Annotated in this window: 19 protein-coding genes; 6 read left to right on the top strand and 13 right to left on the bottom strand. The window is 30.8% G+C overall.

All coding sequences use genetic code 11. The features are described from left to right. Positions 1-14: 14 nt before the first annotated feature. The 12 genes from LG649_RS01230 to LG649_RS01285 form a co-directional block, all read right to left on the bottom strand. On the bottom strand, positions 15-230 hold the full coding sequence (locus LG649_RS01230; RefSeq protein WP_044631994.1) for a hypothetical protein: 216 nt from the start codon (positions 228-230) through the stop codon (positions 15-17). 158 nt (positions 231-388) lie between these two features. Further along, the gene (locus LG649_RS01235; protein WP_044631993.1) at positions 389-613 is read right to left on the bottom strand and encodes a hypothetical protein; all 225 of its coding nucleotides are present in this window, start codon (positions 611-613) and stop codon (positions 389-391) included. Between the two features lie 18 nt (positions 614-631). Continuing rightward, positions 632-904 carry a TIGR03643 family protein gene (locus tag LG649_RS01240; RefSeq protein WP_044631992.1) on the bottom strand — a complete coding sequence of 91 codons (273 nt, stop codon included), beginning with the start codon at positions 902-904 and terminating at the stop codon, positions 632-634. Then, entirely contained in the window at positions 901-1,329 is a 429-nt protein-coding gene (locus tag LG649_RS01245; protein ID WP_044631991.1) for a hypothetical protein, read from the bottom strand. The genes LG649_RS01240 and LG649_RS01245 overlap by 4 nt, the downstream gene beginning before the upstream one ends. Before the next feature lie 99 nt (positions 1,330-1,428). Continuing rightward, positions 1,429-2,913 carry a cryptochrome/deoxyribodipyrimidine photo-lyase family protein gene (locus LG649_RS01250; RefSeq protein WP_226540104.1) on the bottom strand — a complete coding sequence of 495 codons (1,485 nt, stop codon included), beginning with the start codon at positions 2,911-2,913 and terminating at the stop codon, positions 1,429-1,431. Beyond that, positions 2,913-4,445: a cryptochrome/photolyase family protein gene (locus LG649_RS01255; RefSeq protein ID WP_226540106.1), complete on the bottom strand. Its 1,533-nt coding sequence runs from the start codon at positions 4,443-4,445 to the stop codon at positions 2,913-2,915. The genes LG649_RS01250 and LG649_RS01255 overlap by 1 nt, the downstream gene beginning before the upstream one ends. Positions 4,446-4,493: 48 nt before the next feature. Beyond that, positions 4,494-5,804, bottom strand: a complete 1,311-nt coding sequence (locus tag LG649_RS01260; protein WP_226540108.1) for a DASH family cryptochrome — start codon at positions 5,802-5,804, stop codon at positions 4,494-4,496. Further along, on the bottom strand, positions 5,777-5,914 hold the full coding sequence (locus tag LG649_RS01265) for a DUF2256 domain-containing protein (RefSeq protein WP_205618126.1): 138 nt from the start codon (positions 5,912-5,914) through the stop codon (positions 5,777-5,779). Before LG649_RS01265 ends, LG649_RS01260 begins: the two co-directional genes overlap by 28 nt. 4 nt (positions 5,915-5,918) lie before the next feature. Continuing rightward, positions 5,919-7,343 carry an SDR family oxidoreductase gene (locus tag LG649_RS01270; protein ID WP_226540110.1) on the bottom strand — a complete coding sequence of 475 codons (1,425 nt, stop codon included), beginning with the start codon at positions 7,341-7,343 and terminating at the stop codon, positions 5,919-5,921. A 5-nt stretch (positions 7,344-7,348) separates the two neighbouring features. Beyond that, positions 7,349-7,966 (bottom strand): flavin reductase family protein, encoded by a 618-nt coding sequence (locus tag LG649_RS01275; RefSeq protein ID WP_226540112.1) that lies wholly within the window; start codon positions 7,964-7,966, stop codon positions 7,349-7,351. Continuing rightward, positions 7,966-9,276 (bottom strand): ABC1 kinase family protein, encoded by a 1,311-nt coding sequence (locus LG649_RS01280; protein ID WP_226540115.1) that lies wholly within the window; start codon positions 9,274-9,276, stop codon positions 7,966-7,968. Before LG649_RS01280 ends, LG649_RS01275 begins: the two co-directional genes overlap by 1 nt. A 6-nt stretch (positions 9,277-9,282) precedes the next feature. After that, positions 9,283-9,942 (bottom strand): TetR family transcriptional regulator C-terminal domain-containing protein, encoded by a 660-nt coding sequence (locus tag LG649_RS01285; RefSeq protein ID WP_226540116.1) that lies wholly within the window; start codon positions 9,940-9,942, stop codon positions 9,283-9,285. 184 nt (positions 9,943-10,126) lie between these two features. On the opposite strand from LG649_RS01285, the gene LG649_RS01290 reads away from it, so the two are divergent. After that, a complete protein-coding gene (locus tag LG649_RS01290) occupies positions 10,127-10,975 on the top strand; it encodes a DUF2911 domain-containing protein (protein ID WP_226540117.1) in 849 nt (282 codons plus the stop codon). Between the two features lie 80 nt (positions 10,976-11,055). Here the strand turns inward: LG649_RS01290 and LG649_RS01295 are convergent, their stop codons facing one another. Beyond that, positions 11,056-12,468: a trypsin-like peptidase domain-containing protein gene (locus LG649_RS01295; RefSeq protein ID WP_226540118.1), complete on the bottom strand. Its 1,413-nt coding sequence runs from the start codon at positions 12,466-12,468 to the stop codon at positions 11,056-11,058. A 202-nt stretch (positions 12,469-12,670) separates the two neighbouring features. On the opposite strand from LG649_RS01295, the gene dapF reads away from it, so the two are divergent. The 5 genes from dapF to LG649_RS01320 all read left to right on the top strand — a co-directional run bounded on the left by dapF (position 12,671) and on the right by LG649_RS01320 (position 16,679). Beyond that, entirely contained in the window at positions 12,671-13,444 is a 774-nt protein-coding gene (gene dapF / locus LG649_RS01300) for a diaminopimelate epimerase (RefSeq protein WP_226540119.1), read from the top strand. Next, the gene (locus LG649_RS01305; RefSeq protein WP_226540120.1) at positions 13,441-13,965 is read left to right on the top strand and encodes a GNAT family N-acetyltransferase; all 525 of its coding nucleotides are present in this window, start codon (positions 13,441-13,443) and stop codon (positions 13,963-13,965) included. Before dapF ends, LG649_RS01305 begins: the two co-directional genes overlap by 4 nt. Continuing rightward, positions 13,966-15,009 (top strand): endolytic transglycosylase MltG, encoded by a 1,044-nt coding sequence (gene mltG / locus LG649_RS01310; protein WP_226540122.1) that lies wholly within the window; start codon positions 13,966-13,968, stop codon positions 15,007-15,009. Then, a complete protein-coding gene (locus LG649_RS01315; RefSeq protein ID WP_226540125.1) occupies positions 15,009-15,908 on the top strand; it encodes a DUF2279 domain-containing protein in 900 nt (299 codons plus the stop codon). Before mltG ends, LG649_RS01315 begins: the two co-directional genes overlap by 1 nt. 114 nt (positions 15,909-16,022) lie before the next feature. Beyond that, positions 16,023-16,679 (top strand): lysozyme family protein, encoded by a 657-nt coding sequence (locus LG649_RS01320; protein WP_226540126.1) that lies wholly within the window; start codon positions 16,023-16,025, stop codon positions 16,677-16,679. The last annotated feature ends 4 nt before the right edge of the window (positions 16,680-16,683 follow it).

Here is a 16,683-nt window from a genome sequence, read left to right on the forward strand (position 1 = left end):
AGGGCATTTATTTTTTAAGGCCTGCCCTTTAGCCTTTTTTCAATTTTTTGTTTAATTTCAGTTAAACGCTTCATCAAATCCATAATTTTTGGATCTTTTTCCTTTTTATAAATAGTGTTTAAATCTAAAATTAAGTTTTTAACTTCTCTAGACGATTCAATACGCTCACTTGTTGTTTTAAAGGTGTGTTTGCGTTGTTCGAATTCTAAAGCACGATCAATAATCTCCATATTTTCTCTAATTTCGCATATTGATTTTTAAAATCAATAAATTTTAACAATTTCGCAATATACTAAATTGTATGAAATTACAAATTTTAATATGAAAATATTGGCAGAATTTTAATAATTACTATTAAAAAACATCTTTTTTGCACGCATATGCAAACTTATGCTGTAAGTGGAGCTCCTTTTAGTCGTTTTTCAACTTTTCTTTTTATTGCTGTAAGACGTTTCATGATATCCATAATTTTATCGTCCTTTTTCTTTTTATAAATTTGATTTAAGTCTAGTATTAATGCTTTTGCTTCTCTTGAAATTTTTACACGATCGCTGGTAGATAAAGATTTCATCTTTCTTTTTTCAAATTCTAAAGCTCTTTCTATTAGATCCATAATTAATATAATTTTTGTTTAACGTTTCGAAATTTTATTACTTGTTATTAGCTTCTGTCTACTACATTTAAAGCGTCCACTAACAAATGTTCTTAGTTTTTCATGTTTGGTTTTTCTTCCACTAACTCGTTTACGCCACATTTTAAAACTTTTAGGTTTCATTTGTTTACGCATTAGGTTAATAACTTCTTGTTCAGATATGCCAAATTGAAATTTTATTGCTTCAAAAGTCGTGCGGTCTTCCCATGCCATCTCTACAATCCTGTCTATTTCATTAATTGAAAAGTTCATAAAGTAGGTGTGCTATATTTTTGGTTATACTTTAATTTTTCATTTATTAGTTTTTTAAAAAACGTTTTGTTTTCCTTTAAAGTTTTATTCATTTTGAAGCGTATATAATTACCCTGGGCATGAATACTAGTGGTTTTGGTTTTGTAAATAACTAATTGGTAATAAGGGATTGCCCATGTGAAATTTTGCAACCCCTTGTTTATATAAATTAAAACCCCTTTTGTGCGTAACTCGATATTAGCATAATTAATATCTGAAACTCTGTTTAAGTACAGTTTCAAGTTTTCACTAACATCTTCAATAATCATTCTTTTAGAACCTATGCCTTTAATTTTAAAAGCTTCAAACAATGTAAACGATCTGCCTACTAAGTTTTCAATTAAAATTGTGTTTTCCTTGTTATTGTATGTTGTGTCTAAAATCATATCGTAATAACTCTTATCAAATATAGTAAATGTTTAATATTTGCAGCTAAAAGTTAAACAAAATTAACATATTATTTGCTTATGATGCATAAGGTAAATCTATTCATTTCTTAATAATCTATTTCTATTCTTTATGGTGTGCCTTTTTAGTATTCTTAAACTTTCTTTTTTTACAAGTTTATCGTCTTTTAAATTCCATAAAATTTGACTTGCTTTTTTTCTAGATTGGTTTTCGTTAACAATTGGGTTAGGGTAGTGGTAACCTAATTTAAAACCACTAATTTGTGAATCAAAATATGATATTTGGCTTGGGTTGTGTATAATAGGTGTTTCTAGATGTTGTAATTCTGGCACCCATTTTTTTATAAATTCTGCTTGAGGGTCATGTTCTATGCTATTTTTTAAAGGGTTGTATATACGTAGCATATTAATCCCAGTTTCACCGGCTTGCATTTGTATTTGAGGATAATGAATGCCTGGTTCGAAATCTAGAAATAAACTGGCTAAGTGCTCGCTTAAATCTTGCCAAGGCTGCCATAAATTATGAGTAAAGAACGAAACTACTAGTGCACGCATTCTAAAATTTAAATATCCAGTTGTGTTTAAACAGCGCATACAAGCATCTACCAAAGGAAAACCTGTTTTACCTGTTTTCCAAGCATTTTGAAATTCTATATTTACAGGTTTAATTAATTGATGATATCCTTTATTAATACTTTTAAACTCCATGCTATGCTCCATTTCAAATTTTTGAATAAAGTGAGCTTGCCAGCGCAATCGAGATATAAAAGCATTTAAATGGCGTTTATTTTTTTCTTGTTCTTTTTTTAAGTTGGCTGCTTTTAATACTTGTTTTACAGATAAGTTGCCCCAAGCAATATATGGCGATAATCTGCTACAGCCAGTTCGTGCTTGTAGGGGGTTAGATATGTGAAACATGTAGTTTTTATATCTTTTGTTGAAGAAAGACTCCATATATTTTAAGCCTGTTGTGGTGCCTCCTTTTTGTAGATTTTTATTGTGAATTGTTTCTGTTTGTACGGTTTTAAATTTTTGTTCTAAAGTTTCAACTGAAGCTATACTTAATAATTGATTGGTTTTTGGTTGAAATTTAAATTCTGGTTGCATCATAAATGTATTCCAATCTTCAAACCAATTATTGCGGTTACTTATAGCTCGTTTTACGCCGTTGTTTTTATTTTCTATCCATTTTATATTTTGTGTTTGGCAAAATTCCGCGAAAGCGATATCTCTTTTATAAGTTGAAAGAATACCAGTTTCTATATGCGAAAATATATATGTGATATTAAATTTTTCTTGAAGTTGCTGTATTGTGTTATTAATAGAATTATTAACAATTAAAACTTTAGAGTTATATGAATTAAGTTGATTATTAAGATCTTGTAACGATTGTTTTATAAAATCCCAATGTCGCTTACTGTAGTGTTTGTCTTGTAACAAAAAGTTTTCGAAAGTGTAGAGTAAAAGCACTTTTTGGTTTGTGTTTATGGCGTTGTTTATGGCTTCGTTATCTTGTAAACGAAGATCTCGCTTAAACCAAACTATGCTTAGGTTTTGTTTCATTAAAAATGATCTGGGTGTTTTATAATGCTTTGGGCTCGTTTTTTTATTTTTTCTAGTTGGTCTTTGTTCATTTTGTCCAACAAACTATACATCATTCCCATACGGCGATTATTACCTAAAATACTTCGTTTATCATCTAAAAAGTTCCAGTATAAACTATTAAACGGGCATGCTTTTTCGCCTAGTTTTTCTTTATTACTGTAGTGGCAATTACTGCAGTAGTTACTCATTTTATTTATATAGCTTCCGCTTGATACGTAGGGTTTTGTAGCTATTTTACCACCATCTGCGTATTGACTCATGCCTCTTGTATTTGGGAGTTGTACCCATTCTAATGCATCAATATAAATTCCTAAATACCATGCATCTACATCATCTGGATTAATTTGTGCTAACAACGCAAAATTGCCGGTTACCATTAAGCGTTGTATATGGTGTGCATAACTATTGTCTAAACTGTTTGCAATGGCATTTTTTAGGCAATTCATTTTTGTGTTGCCCGTCCAATAGAACTCGGGAAGTTTATTGGTGTTTTTTAGGTGGTTCTCATTTTTGTAATCTGGCATTAATGCCCAATACATACCTCGCATATACTCGCGCCAGCCAATTATTTGGCGTATAAAGCCTTCAACTTGGCTAACATGTATTTCTTCGTTATGTTTTTTCCAATAGTTTATTACTGTATTAACTACATTTTTTCCGGAAATTAGTTTAAGGTTTATTGCAAACGATAGTCGGGAGTGAAATAAGTATATCTCGTTGGTATGCATGGCATCTTGGTAGTCGCCAAAATGAATTAATAGTTCTTCGCAAAAGTATTTTAATTGTTCAAGTGCTTGCTGTCTGGTAACAGGGTAATTAAAGGTTTTGGTGTTAAAGTTGCCAATAGTTTTAATATTGCTGTTTTTTATTAGTTCAACAATTTCTGAAACATTATTTTTAAAATATTTATAATTGGGTATATTACGTTCGCCATTCCATTTGTTTCGGTTACTTTTATCATAGTTCCATCTGCCACCCTCTGGTTGATTTCCAACCATTAAAATGTTGTGTTTTTTACGCATATTGCGGTAAAAATTCTCCATTAAATATTGCTTTTTTCCTTTAAAAAAATCTTTTAAATCATTGCGGCTGGTATAAAAATGTTCGGTTGTAAAGGTTTTAAATTCAATTTCTAAATTTTCACAAAAGCTTGATAATTGTTGGTCTAATCGGTACTCATCGGGTAATTGATATTCAAACTTTTCAATATTGTGTTTATTGATTAGTAATTTTAGGTTTGAAATTAGGTTTTGGGTATTGTTTTTATTGTTTAGTGTGAAATATTCTACATTAAAGTGATTGTTTTTTAAATGATTTGAAAACTCGCGCATTGCGGCAAAAAATCCTATTATTTTTTGAATATGATGTGTTACATAATCTGTTTCTTGACGCATTTCGAACATACAGTATATTACGTTTTTATTGATGGTTTTGTACCAACTATGTTTACTGTTTAATTGATCGCCGAGTATAAGCCTTAATGTTTTCATGAATTCTTTTTTTGTCTTAGACTGCGCTGAGACTTACGTAAAGTTGTTTTAAAATAAAGTGTCTTGCAACCACAAACGTTGGTATTTACCGCTGCTGTCGTAACGTTCTGCTTGAAGTTTTACGTTAAATTTCCTGTCTCTTGGGTCGTTGCCAACACCTGAAACGTACATCCAGTTACCATAGTTACTGTGCACATCGTAGTCTAATAAAAGGCTTTCAAAATACGCTGCGCCAATCCGCCAATCGAGGTTCATAGACTTTGCAAAATAACTTGCTACGTTTTGGCGCCCACGATTACTCATCCAACCGGTTTTTTTAAGTTCAATCATGTTGGCATTAACAAATGATTCTGGTGTTTTACCATTAATCCAATTGTTTATTTCTTTTTGATTATTTATCCAAGTGTATTTATTGTTTAGAATGCCATTAATTTTGAAGATTTGATTTCCAAATTTCATGGAAACGTATTTAAAATAATCTCGCCAAATTAATTCAAATACTAACCAATATGTAGATTCGTTTTTAAAATATAAACTTTCGAATTGTTTAATTTTATAATAAATATGTTTTGCTGAAATACTGCCATTTGCTAACCAAGGAGAAAATTTAGAACTAAAGTCTTTTCCTAATAAACCATTACGCGTTTTTTTATAAAAACCTAATTTTTTGGTATTGAAAAAATAGTCTTGCAATCGGTTTAAAGCTTCGGTTTCTCCTCCTTTAAACGGAAATGCTGTATTTGTGTGTTGTTCAAAATCTTCGAAACCTAAATCTAACAGCGTTGGAACTATGGTTTCGTTTTTTATGAGCAAATTTTTTGCTTGATTAGTTGGAGTAATAATTTCTGGCCTTACGTGAACAAATTTTTCGCAAGTTTTTCTAAACTCAGTAAATATTTTAGGAAGTTGGTTAATTGTAAAGGGAATATCTTCTGGGTGGAATAAAAACTGATTGTAGCTTGTTGTAAACTTTACACGTTTTGGCAGTTGTGTTTTTACTTTGTTAAAGGTTTCAACTTCTTCAAATGTCCACTCTTCCTGTAAATAAATATTGTTAATGTTGTTTTTAGTAACCAGTTGAGGAATAATATCTTCTGGTTTTTTGTTGTAAATAAAAAGGGGAATATTTAATTGGCTAAGTTTCTGTTTTAAATCGGTAATCGTGTCAATTAAAAATTTGGCTCTAAATTTTTCAGTTTTTTTAAAACCAAATTCATCAGTTTTAAAGTGATTAGGATTAAAGCAATATAACCCAATAACTTGGTTGCTGTTTGCTATGGCTTTGGTTAAAGTTGAGTTATCGTGTGTTCTTAAATTATTAGTAAACCAAACTAGGCTAGTGTTTTGTTCTTTCTGCATTTTTCACTGCAATATTTTATATTTTCCCAGTTTAATTGCCATTTTTTACGCCATGAAAAAGGCAACTTACACACTGGGCAAATTTTGGTTGGTAAGTGTTGTTTTTTAATGTTTCTAGGCATTAGCGAGTTTGTTAATCATGCCATTAAAAATAAATCCATGAAATGGTAAAACGCTGTACCAATATAATCTGCCCCAAATGCCACGAGGCCTAAAAGTAGCTGTTTGTTTTAATATTTTATTTTCAATTTTAAACTCTAACCAAGCTTCTCCTGGTAGTCGCATTTCGGCATATAGTAAAAGTTTTTGTTTGGATTTATCTGCATAAATTACACGCCAAAAATCAAGCGCATCACCTGCATCCAATTGATCGGGGTTTGTTCGGCCTCTTCTTAAGCCAATACCTCCAAAAAGCTTATCGATATAACCACGAATACGCCATAAAAAATTACCATAATACCAACCGTTTTCGCCACCAATACTCCAAATTTTGTTTAATGTTTGTTCTGTGTTTTTAATAGATCGTTTTTTAAAGTCTTTAAAACATCCGTAGCTAGGTACATTAACATATTTATGAAGATTGCTACGCAGCCTTCCACTACTTACAAGAGAATCTTTCCAGCTGGAAATAATACCGTTTTGTTCAATTTTTTCAAAAGCTAGCGTTACCGCTTCTTTATATGCTATTGGCGAAATATTCATTAAGTTGTTTATATGGCTGGGTTTACCAATAATTTGCACACCCATACTATCCACTAAAGAAGAGGCTAATTTATAAGATGTTGAAGTCACAAAATACAGCCAATATGATGATAATTTAGCAGTCATAACTGGGACCGTTAAAATATATCGTTTTAACTGCCTAACTTCTGCAAATTGAAGTAACATTTGTTTGTATGTTAATATTTCGGGACCAAAAATATCGTACGATTTATTGAATAAACTACGTTTTCCAGCTGCTTTAAACAGAAAATTTAGAACATCGCGTACAGCAATGGGCTGTGTTTTAGTATTTAACCATTTTGGGGCAATCATAAACGGTAGTTTTTCTACTAAATCTCTAATAATTTCGAATGACGAACTACCGCTGCCCACAATTATCCCCGCTTTAAAAATGGTTAAAGCATATACTTTGGATTGTAATATTTCTTCAACATTTTTTCTTGATGAAAGATGTTTAGAGAGTTGTTCTTCATTTGTTATGCCGCTTAAATAAATAACTTGTTTTGTATTTGTTTGCTCTAAACGGTTTTTAAAATTAACAGCACATTTTTCTTCTAAAGATTGAAAATTTTTGGAAGAATTAGACATAGAGTGTATTAAATAGTAAGCCACATCAATGTCTTCAGGAATGTTTGCTAAAGTTTCAGGTTTTAAAAAATCTGCTTCAACAACAGATATTAAATCTTCTTCAAAAAAATACTTTTCTGCGCGTAGTTTATCTCTAACAACACAAATTACATGGTGTCCTTTATTAACTAAAAAAGGAATTAATCGTTTGCCAATATAGCCCGTTGCACCAGTAACAAGTATTTTCATGAGTATTAGTGTTTTGGGCGTTGGTAAGAAAAGCGTTTGTTTTTATCTGCAACAGCGTAACCATCAAGACCGTTAATAGCTGCAACTTCACCTTTGCTAAGGTTTATAAAGCCATCAATTTCTTGTAAATTATCATTAATATATAAATCTATAATTTCACCAACTATAAGTAAAGTATCATTTGCTTTTATGTGATATTCTTCAACAAATTTCATACCTATTTGTACGGGTGAACCTTTTACAAAAGGAGCGTGAAACTTGTTTTTTTCTTCAGGTTGTAAAGCAGTGATATCGAATTCTGAAATTGACGCATCATATTTAGCAGAAGTATGGTGTGCATCTTCTATAATATCTTTATAAATGTGATTTATGGTGTAAACTCCAGTTTCTTTAATATTTGCATAGGTGTCTCTAGGAACCGTTGTTGGACGTAAAAAAAAACCTAAAAGGGCAGGAGCAGAACCTAAGTGAGTTACAGAGCTAAAAACAGCAACATTATTATTGTTTTCTGAAGATTTTGTGCCTATTAAATTAGCAGATTTATATCCAGAACAACTATTTATAAGGTTTATTTTATAAATATGAGGTAGTTTTTCTATGTCTGTTTTTTTATAATGAATCATTACAAACTCAAATAATTATTAATCTTAATGTTTTCAGCTTTTAAATCGAACATTAAATTATACAGTCCAAAAAATGTACGGTTAATGTAAATAAAGTGTTTTGAGCCTCGATTACCATTCATTTTGCGCAACTCGGTGTTTTTAGAGTATTTTTCGCCTAATTCAGCTATTTTACCAAAGAAATTAGCATCAGAAAAATCAAAATTTTCAACTTGAAAAGGTTGTGTAAATAAACTTAGCATTTCATGAAACATGGCTGTGAAAAACTGTTTTTCTTCAAGAGTATCTTCATGTTTTATGATTTCCAATTCGTATAGTTTTTCTTGAAAAAGTACTTTATTTTCAATGTTTTCCTTTTTTGCTAGTTCAAAATATGGCACATAAAAATCTAGTGGAATATGTTTAATACAACCAAAGTCTAAAGCGATTAATTCACCGTTTTTTGAAATTAAAAAATTTCCAGGATGAGGATCGGCATGTACTTTTTTTAGCTTGTGAATTTGAAACATGTAAAAATCCCATAAAGCTTGCCCTATAGTGTTTGATAAGTTTTTATTGGTTTTTTTAGCTGTAAATTCAGATAAATGCTCACCCTCCATATAGTCCATTGTAATTATACGGTCTGTAGATAATTCTGGATAATAATCAGGGAATTTTAAGTTTGGAATATTGGCACAAGCAGAAGCCATTTCCTGACTTTGTTTAATTTCAAGAACGTAATTAGTTTCTTCAACTAATTTGTTTTCAACTTCTTTAAAATATTTATCGGAATCTTTACCTTTAATATTAAACATGCTCATGGCAATCGGTTTTACCATAGCCAAATCTGTAGCAATACTTTCTGCAACTCCTGGATATTGAATTTTCACAGCAAGTTTTTTCCCATCTTTAACCGCAGTATGCACTTGGCCAATACTGGCAGCGTTTACAGAAGTTGCATTAAAAGTATCGTATAATTCGTCTGGCGATTTGCCAAAATATTTTTTAAATGTTTTTATGACTAGAGGAGGCGATAATGGTGGCACAGAGAATTGTGATAATGAAAATTTTTCAACATAGGCCTGTGGTAAAATGCTTTTTTCCATGCTAAGCATTTGTGCCACTTTTAAAGCACTACCTTTTAACTGTTTTAAACCATCATAAATATCTGAAGCATTATTTTTATTAAGTCGCTCTTTAGCGTCAGCTTCAGATGACACTATTTTATCTCCGTAATATTTTAAATAATTAACGCCAACCTTTGCTCCCGTAGAAACCAATTTTGTGGCACGTTGTATTTTTGAAGTAGGTATTTTATCTATGGTATTCATAAGGTTTTAGTTGTTAAATTGAAATTTTTCTTTATACAAGAATTTACCAAAATCTACTACGCTTTTTAAAGGCGAAACGTTTAACACATCAAAGCTAGTGTTAACAGATTTTTCAATAAAAATTTCTGTTTTTTCAAAAGCTGAAGAAGTATCGTTTAGCCAAAACTCTATGGTTAAAATAAGTTGTACCCAAGCAGATTCCTCTAAGGTTTTGTTTTTTAATTTTTCAAGTTTTTCCTGCTTGAGGTCTAAAGTTTCAATATTTAGGTTTTGTATGTAGTGCGTAAAATGTTTTTTTAAAGGCATTAGCTTTTTTAAGCCTTTCATTTTATTCTTGTAATTGTTTAAAACATAAACTACGTAACTGCGATTGCTAGTTAATATTTCGAAAAACGTGAAATAGAAACTTAATAGTTTATTTCTTGCATCAAAAGTTTTGTAATCATCACTTTTGTCTAAAACATTTATTGTGTTGGTGTAAAAAGCTTCAAAAACGCCTTTTTCAATCGCTTCAAATGAAGCAAAGTAGTTGTAAAAATCACTTTCATTAAAACTATTGGCTTTACAAAAAGCATAAATGGTTTTAGGGTTTTCATTATGCTCTAAAACATAATCCATGTAAAGTGATATAATATCATTTTTATTTATTGTTTTCTTTTTTGCCATAACATTAATTTTATACAAATATACAAATTGTTTAATTAATTTTAATTAAAGTTAAACAAAATTAATTCCATTGAAATTGTAAAATAGTTATTGAATAAATATTTTAGGGTTTTATTAACATTTGCAACACGTGTGTATGTGTAATTTTATAAAAGATACTTTAACATTAAAATTGAACTAAAAAATGAAAAAACTATTACTTGTAATACTTGCTATTGCTTTAAGTATTGGAATCAATGCACAAATTAAAACGCCAGCTCCTAGTCCGTTTAGTAAACTAGAACAAAAAGTAGGTTTAACAGATGTAACTATAGAATATTCTAGGCCAGGAGTAAAAGACAGAAGTATTTTTGGTAATGTAGTGCCTTACGGGAAACTTTGGCGTACAGGAGCAAATGCTAGAACTAAAATTACCTTTAGTACAGATGTAACTATTGCAGAACAACCATTAAAGGCTGGAACTTATGCAATTTTGTCTGTACCTAATAAAGACAGTTGGGACATTATTTTTTATACTGAATATAATGCAGGTGGTGCGCCAGCAGAGTTAGATGCAGATAAAGTAGCTTTAAAGGTTACTGGTAAAGTTTATCCTATACCATTTAATGTAGAAACGTTTACTATTGATTTAAACAGTTTGCGCAATAGTAGTGCAACTTTGGAGTTTCTTTGGGAAAAAACTTATGTTTCTGTGAATCTTGGAGTTCCAACTGATGCAGCTGTAGAAAAAAGTATTGAAGCAGTTATGGCTGGCCCTAGTGCTAACGATTATCAATTAGCAGCGCAATATTATTTAAACGAAGGGAAAGATATTAATAAAGCTAAAGAATGGATAGATAAAGCTGTTGAAAAAACGGGTGACAAAACACCATTTTGGTTTTTAAGGCGTAAAGCTTTAATTTATGCTAAAGCTGGCGATAAAAAAGGCGCTATTGAAGCTGCTAGACTATCTTTAGAAGGTGCTAAAAAAGCAGGAAACGCCGATTATGTAAAAATGAATGAGGAATCTTTAAAAGAGTGGGGAGCTAAGTAGTTTTTAAAAATTAAAATACAATAAACAAAAAAGTGCAACGATTTTGGTTGCACTTTTTTGTTTATTAAGGTGTTAATAGTCTATCTAAAGTTATAACGCTCTTTTTCACCATTAGTGTTTATTAATTCAATTCGTAGTGGTTCGTATTGCGATTTATTTTTAATGGCATTTTTTACATCTTCAATAGAGCTAATTTTTGTTTCATTTATAGCTGTAATAATACAGCCTTCTTTTACGCCATTCTTTTTCCAGTATGATGCGTACTGCTCGTCTAGTTCAGTAATTTTTACGCCATGATCTGCTTTAAATTTTTTAAGATCTTCTTTTTTAGCATTTTTAACCATGCCAACCAAAGGCATTGTAAAGGTTTCGTTTCTAGTTAAAGTTACAGGAATAATTTTACTGTTGCCATCTCTAGAAATTTTTAATGACACTACATCACCAGCTCGTTTCGCTCCAATATGTCCTGTTAAATCAGCAAATTTAGATACCTTAATATTATCAATTTCTTTAATAATATCTCCTTTTTTAATACCGGCTTTTTCGGCTCCAGATTCTTCAACTGTACTAGCAACATAAATACCTTCGGTATCGTTAATGCCTAATTCGTCTGCAAATTTACTGTTTAATGCACCACCACTAATTCCTAAAATACCATTTTGTACGTTTCCATATTCCATAATATCTTCAATAACACGTCTGGCAATGTTACTAGGTACAGCAAAAGAGTAACCAACATAAGAACCAGTTTGTGATGAGATAGCTGTGTTTATACCAATCAATTCACCATTGGTATTCACTAAAGCGCCACCAGAATTGCCTGGGTTAACTGCTGCATCAGTTTGTATAAATGATTGTAAATAAGTTCCTGTTGGATCTAAATTTCTTGCCTTAGCACTAATAATTCCGGCAGTAACTGTAGATGTTAAATTAAAAGGGTTGCCAACGGCTAATACCCAATCGCCAATTTTTGCATTATCAGAATCTGCAAAAGTAACAAAAGGTAGTTCTTCTTCAGCTTCAATTTTTAATAGTGCGATATCGGTTTTTGGGTCTGTCCCTACAATTTCAGCCTCATAAGTTTTGTTATTGTTTAGTGTAACTGTAAGTTGGTCTGAATTATTAATTACATGGTTGTTTGTAATAATATATCCATCTGCATTAACAATAACCCCAGAGCCTGTTCCCATTTGTGCGCGTTGCGGGCTTCTTCCCATAAATAAATCTTGAAAGCTCATTTGTCCACTACTTATAGTTACGTTTTTTACGTGAACAACGGCGTTAACCGTGTTTTCAGCAGCTAGAGTAAAATCTGCTTTTTCTTCAATATTGTATGCTGTCGTATTTAAGTTAGATGTGGGTAAAAAAGACGGATTGTTTTCGTTTGCAGATACAACTACAGGTTGTTTTTCTTCAATGAATAGTTTGTAAGAGCCTAAGGTAAAAATACCTCCTAATGCAGATACTAATACTAGTGTTAAAACCTTTTTCATAATGTTATTTAAATTAAAAATTTTAGTTTAATTAATAAAATTACTCGTGCATTTTTACGAATAATTACTTATTTCTGTTAATAAAGAATAAAATTAGCTGTTTATTGTGTTCCTAAATCGCTTTTAACGGACTTTAACTTGGTTTTTAACGACTTTTAACAGTGATAAAAACAGTTTTATATTCATATATTTGTTGCTTATTATGGCACAAATTTTTTATAAATATCAAGGAACGGGAAACGATTTTGTAATGATTGATAATCGTTTACAAACATTCGACAAAAATAATACCAAACAGGTTGCTTTTCTGTGTGACAGACGTTTTGGCATAGGAGCAGACGGACTTATACTTTTAGAAAATCATTCAGATTACGACTTTAAAATGGTCTATTATAATGCTGATGGAAATGAAAGCACAATGTGCGGAAATGGCGGACGTTGTTTAGTGGCTTTTGCTAAACATTTGGGAGTTATTAAAGATAAAGCAATTTTTGAAGCAATTGATGGAATTCATCATGCAACCATTAAAAATGATGTTGTTAGCTTACAAATGCTTGATGTTGATAGTGTTGAAGATCATAAAACGCATGTGTTTTTAAACACAGGATCGCCACACCATGTGCAATTTGAAGATAAAATTGAAGATTTTGATATTAAAAACCTTGGGGCTAAAATTAGATACGGAGCGCCATATAACTCGGAAGGAAGTAATGTTAACTTCGTAAAGAAAATTTCAGATTCTAATTTTAGGTTAAGAACATATGAACGAGGGGTAGAAGACGAAACATTGTCATGTGGTACAGGAGCTACAGCTGTTGCCATTGCTATGCATTATATTGGTGAAACTGAAAAAAATACTATTGATTTAGATGTTGAAGGTGGTAAGTTACAAGTATCTTTTAATGTTGAAAATAATTCATACAACAATGTTTGGCTAATTGGTCCAGCTAATTTTGTTTTTAAAGGAGAAATATGATAACCTTAAAAGGCGAACATATTTATTTAAGAGCTCTGGAACCAGAGGATTTAGAGTTTATTTATGATATTGAAAACGATGAAGCTATTTGGGAAGTAAGTAACACACAAACGCCTTATTCAAGATATTTAATAAAGCAATATTTAGAACACGCCCATAAAGATATTTATGAAGTTAAACAGTTGCGTTTAGTAATTTCAAATTATGAAAAGAAGACTTTAGGTTTGATTGATATTTTTGATTTTGATTTTAAAAACAGTAGAGCAGGAATTGGCGTTTTAGTAAAAAATATTAATAATAGGTATAAAGGTGTTGGCAGTGAAGCTTTAAAATTACTAGTTAATTATTGTTTTACACATTTAGGCTTACATCAATTATATTGCAATATTACAGAAGATAATGAGGTTAGTATAAAGTTATTTACTAACCAAGGGTTTAAAAAAGTAGGTCTTAAAAAAGATTGGACAAAAATAAACGGTAAGTATAAAAACGAATATTTATTTCAGTTAATAAAAAAGTAAATGTACATTAAAAAAATTCTGGTAGCTATAGCTTTAATTGGTTTGGTTGCTGCGGCATATTTTGCAAATATGGTTTACAAAGCCATGATGAAACCTAATACAGCGTTTAATAACGAAGCTGCTTATATTTACGTACCTACAAACGCTAGTTATAATGATGTAAGGAACCAGTTAGAGCCTTTACTTTTAGATATTAATTCATTTGATGTTTTAGCAGAGCAAAAAAAATATATTTCAAATATTAAAGCAGGACGTTTCGAAATTAAAAAAGGAATGAATAATAACGATATTATAAATTCCATACGAAGTAGAAACTTACCAATAAAATTATCTTTTAATAATCAAGAAACCTTAGAAAAATTAGCAGGTAGGGTAGCAACTCAAATTGAAGCAGACAGTTTATCTTTGTTAAATGCTATGAAAAATGAGGCTTTTTTAAGTGAAAATAATTTTAATATGGCAACAGCATTGGGTATGTATTTACCTAATACTTATGAGTTTTTCTGGAATACTTCTGCAGAAAAGTTTAGAGATAGAATGCTAACGGAATATAAACGTTTCTGGACAGAAAGTAAAATAAAAAAAGCTAATGATATAGGTTTAAATCCTAATCAGGTTATTGCTTTAGCATCTATAGTTTACGAAGAATCAAAACAATCAAGTGAGCAGCCAAGAGTAGCGGGAGTATATTTAAATAGGTTAAAAATAGGTATGCCTTTACAAGCAGATCCAACTTTAAAATTTGCTGCTTACCAATTACCCAAATATAAAAATACAGTAATTAAGCGTGTTTTAAATGTTCATAAAGAAATAGATTCGCCTTACAATACCTACAAAAATTTGGGGTTACCACCAGGATTAATTGCAATGCCAGATATATCTGCTATAAATGCTGTTTTAAATTATGAAAAACATAGCTATTTATACTTTGCTGCCGATGCTAAACGTTTAGGCTTTCATAAATTTGCAAAAACTCTTGCTCAGCATAATGCAAACGCCAGACAATATCAGCGTTATTTGTCTTCACAAGGAATACTTAGGTAGTGAAAATTTTATACAGTAAATATGTATTATTAATTCTTTTAGTTTCAACTTTAGCAAGTTCACAATCTAAATTCAATAAATTCTTTAAGGTTAGTGATACCTTAAATAAATCAAGACGGAATACAGTTTTAATATCAGAAGCAGCTGTTTCCACCATTACACTAATAGGTTTAAGTCAGCTTTGGTATGCCGATTACGAGCAATCTAAGTTTCATACCACAAACGATAATAAAGAGTGGTTACAACTAGATAAGGTGGGGCATAGTTTTACAGCTTATCAAATGGGTAAGCATGGTGCGCAATTATTAAATTGGAGTGGCGTTAATAAAACTAAACAATTGGTTTATGGTGCAACTTTAGGTTTTACTTTTTTATCTGCCGTAGAAGTTTTAGATGGTTTTTCACAAGAATGGGGATTTTCATGGGGAGATATTGCAGCAAATGCCACTGGTACTGGTTTATATGTTGGCCAAGAGTTGCTTTGGAATGAGCAGCGCATAAGTTTAAAATATTCTTTTCATCATACTAAGTTAGCAGAACAAAGTCCAGATAAATTAGGGTCATCGTATTTAGAGCAAACTATTAAAGATTATAATGGGCAAACTTATTGGTTAAGTTTTAATTTAAAATCATTTTTTAAAGAAAGTGCTTTACCTAAATGGTTAAATGTAGCTGTAGGTTATGGTGGTAATAATATGTTAGGAGGTGTTGAAAATGAATTTAATGATGTAAAAAGATATCGCCAATTTTACTTTAGTTTAGACTTTAATTTAAAGAATATAAACACAAATTCTGAATGGATAAACACGCTTTTAGATGTTTTAAATATGATAAAAATACCATTTCCAACTTTAGAAATTAATAAAAACTACGTCAAATTTCGACACTTCTACTATTAAAATTGATTTTTTAACGATTAATTTTGCAGATATTTCAAAAACCGCTACCTTTGCACGCTCAAATTTAAGAGGGTGTTTAATTATCATTTTACATCTTTATAAAATTTAGAATTTATGGTAAGAAATATTGCAATTTTTATTACAATAGTACTTACAATTTGTACACTTGTTAGCTTGGGGTTTCAATCAAACGAAACACCAGATTTAAGCAAACACTCAACAAAGGGTTTAAGCTTAAATTACACTGTAGAAGATAATACTGATGTATTAGCTTTAGCTACAACCGAACAAGAAAACTACGAATTTTCTCCTTATTTAGGAAAATCGTTTGTAGGTTTTAAAGAAGCTCTTGCGTTTAAAGAGTCTGGTGGAAATTATTTTTCAGTTAATACCTTTGGATATTTGGGGAAATATCAATTTGGTGAAGGAACACTAAAACTTATAGGTATTAACAACCCTAATGAATTTTTACAAAATCCTAAGTTGCAGGAAAAAGCATTTATTGCTAATGTAGCTCGTAACAAATGGATTTTACGTCGTGACATTAAGAATTTTGTTGGTAGACGTATTAATGGTATTGTAGTAACCGAATCTGGAATTTTAGCAGCAGCACATTTAGCGGGTCCAGGAAGCGTGAAAAAATATTTACGCAGTTATGGTCTTGATAATTTTGCAGATGGTTATGGTACAACAGTGCATTATTACATGAAACGATTTTCTGGTTACGATACATCGTTTGTAAAGCCGAATAAAGTGGCAAAAGCGATTTAAAGTT

It is taken from the genome of Neotamlana laminarinivorans, assembly GCF_020523925.1.
In the GTDB taxonomy this organism is placed as follows: domain Bacteria; phylum Bacteroidota; class Bacteroidia; order Flavobacteriales; family Flavobacteriaceae; genus Neotamlana; species Neotamlana laminarinivorans.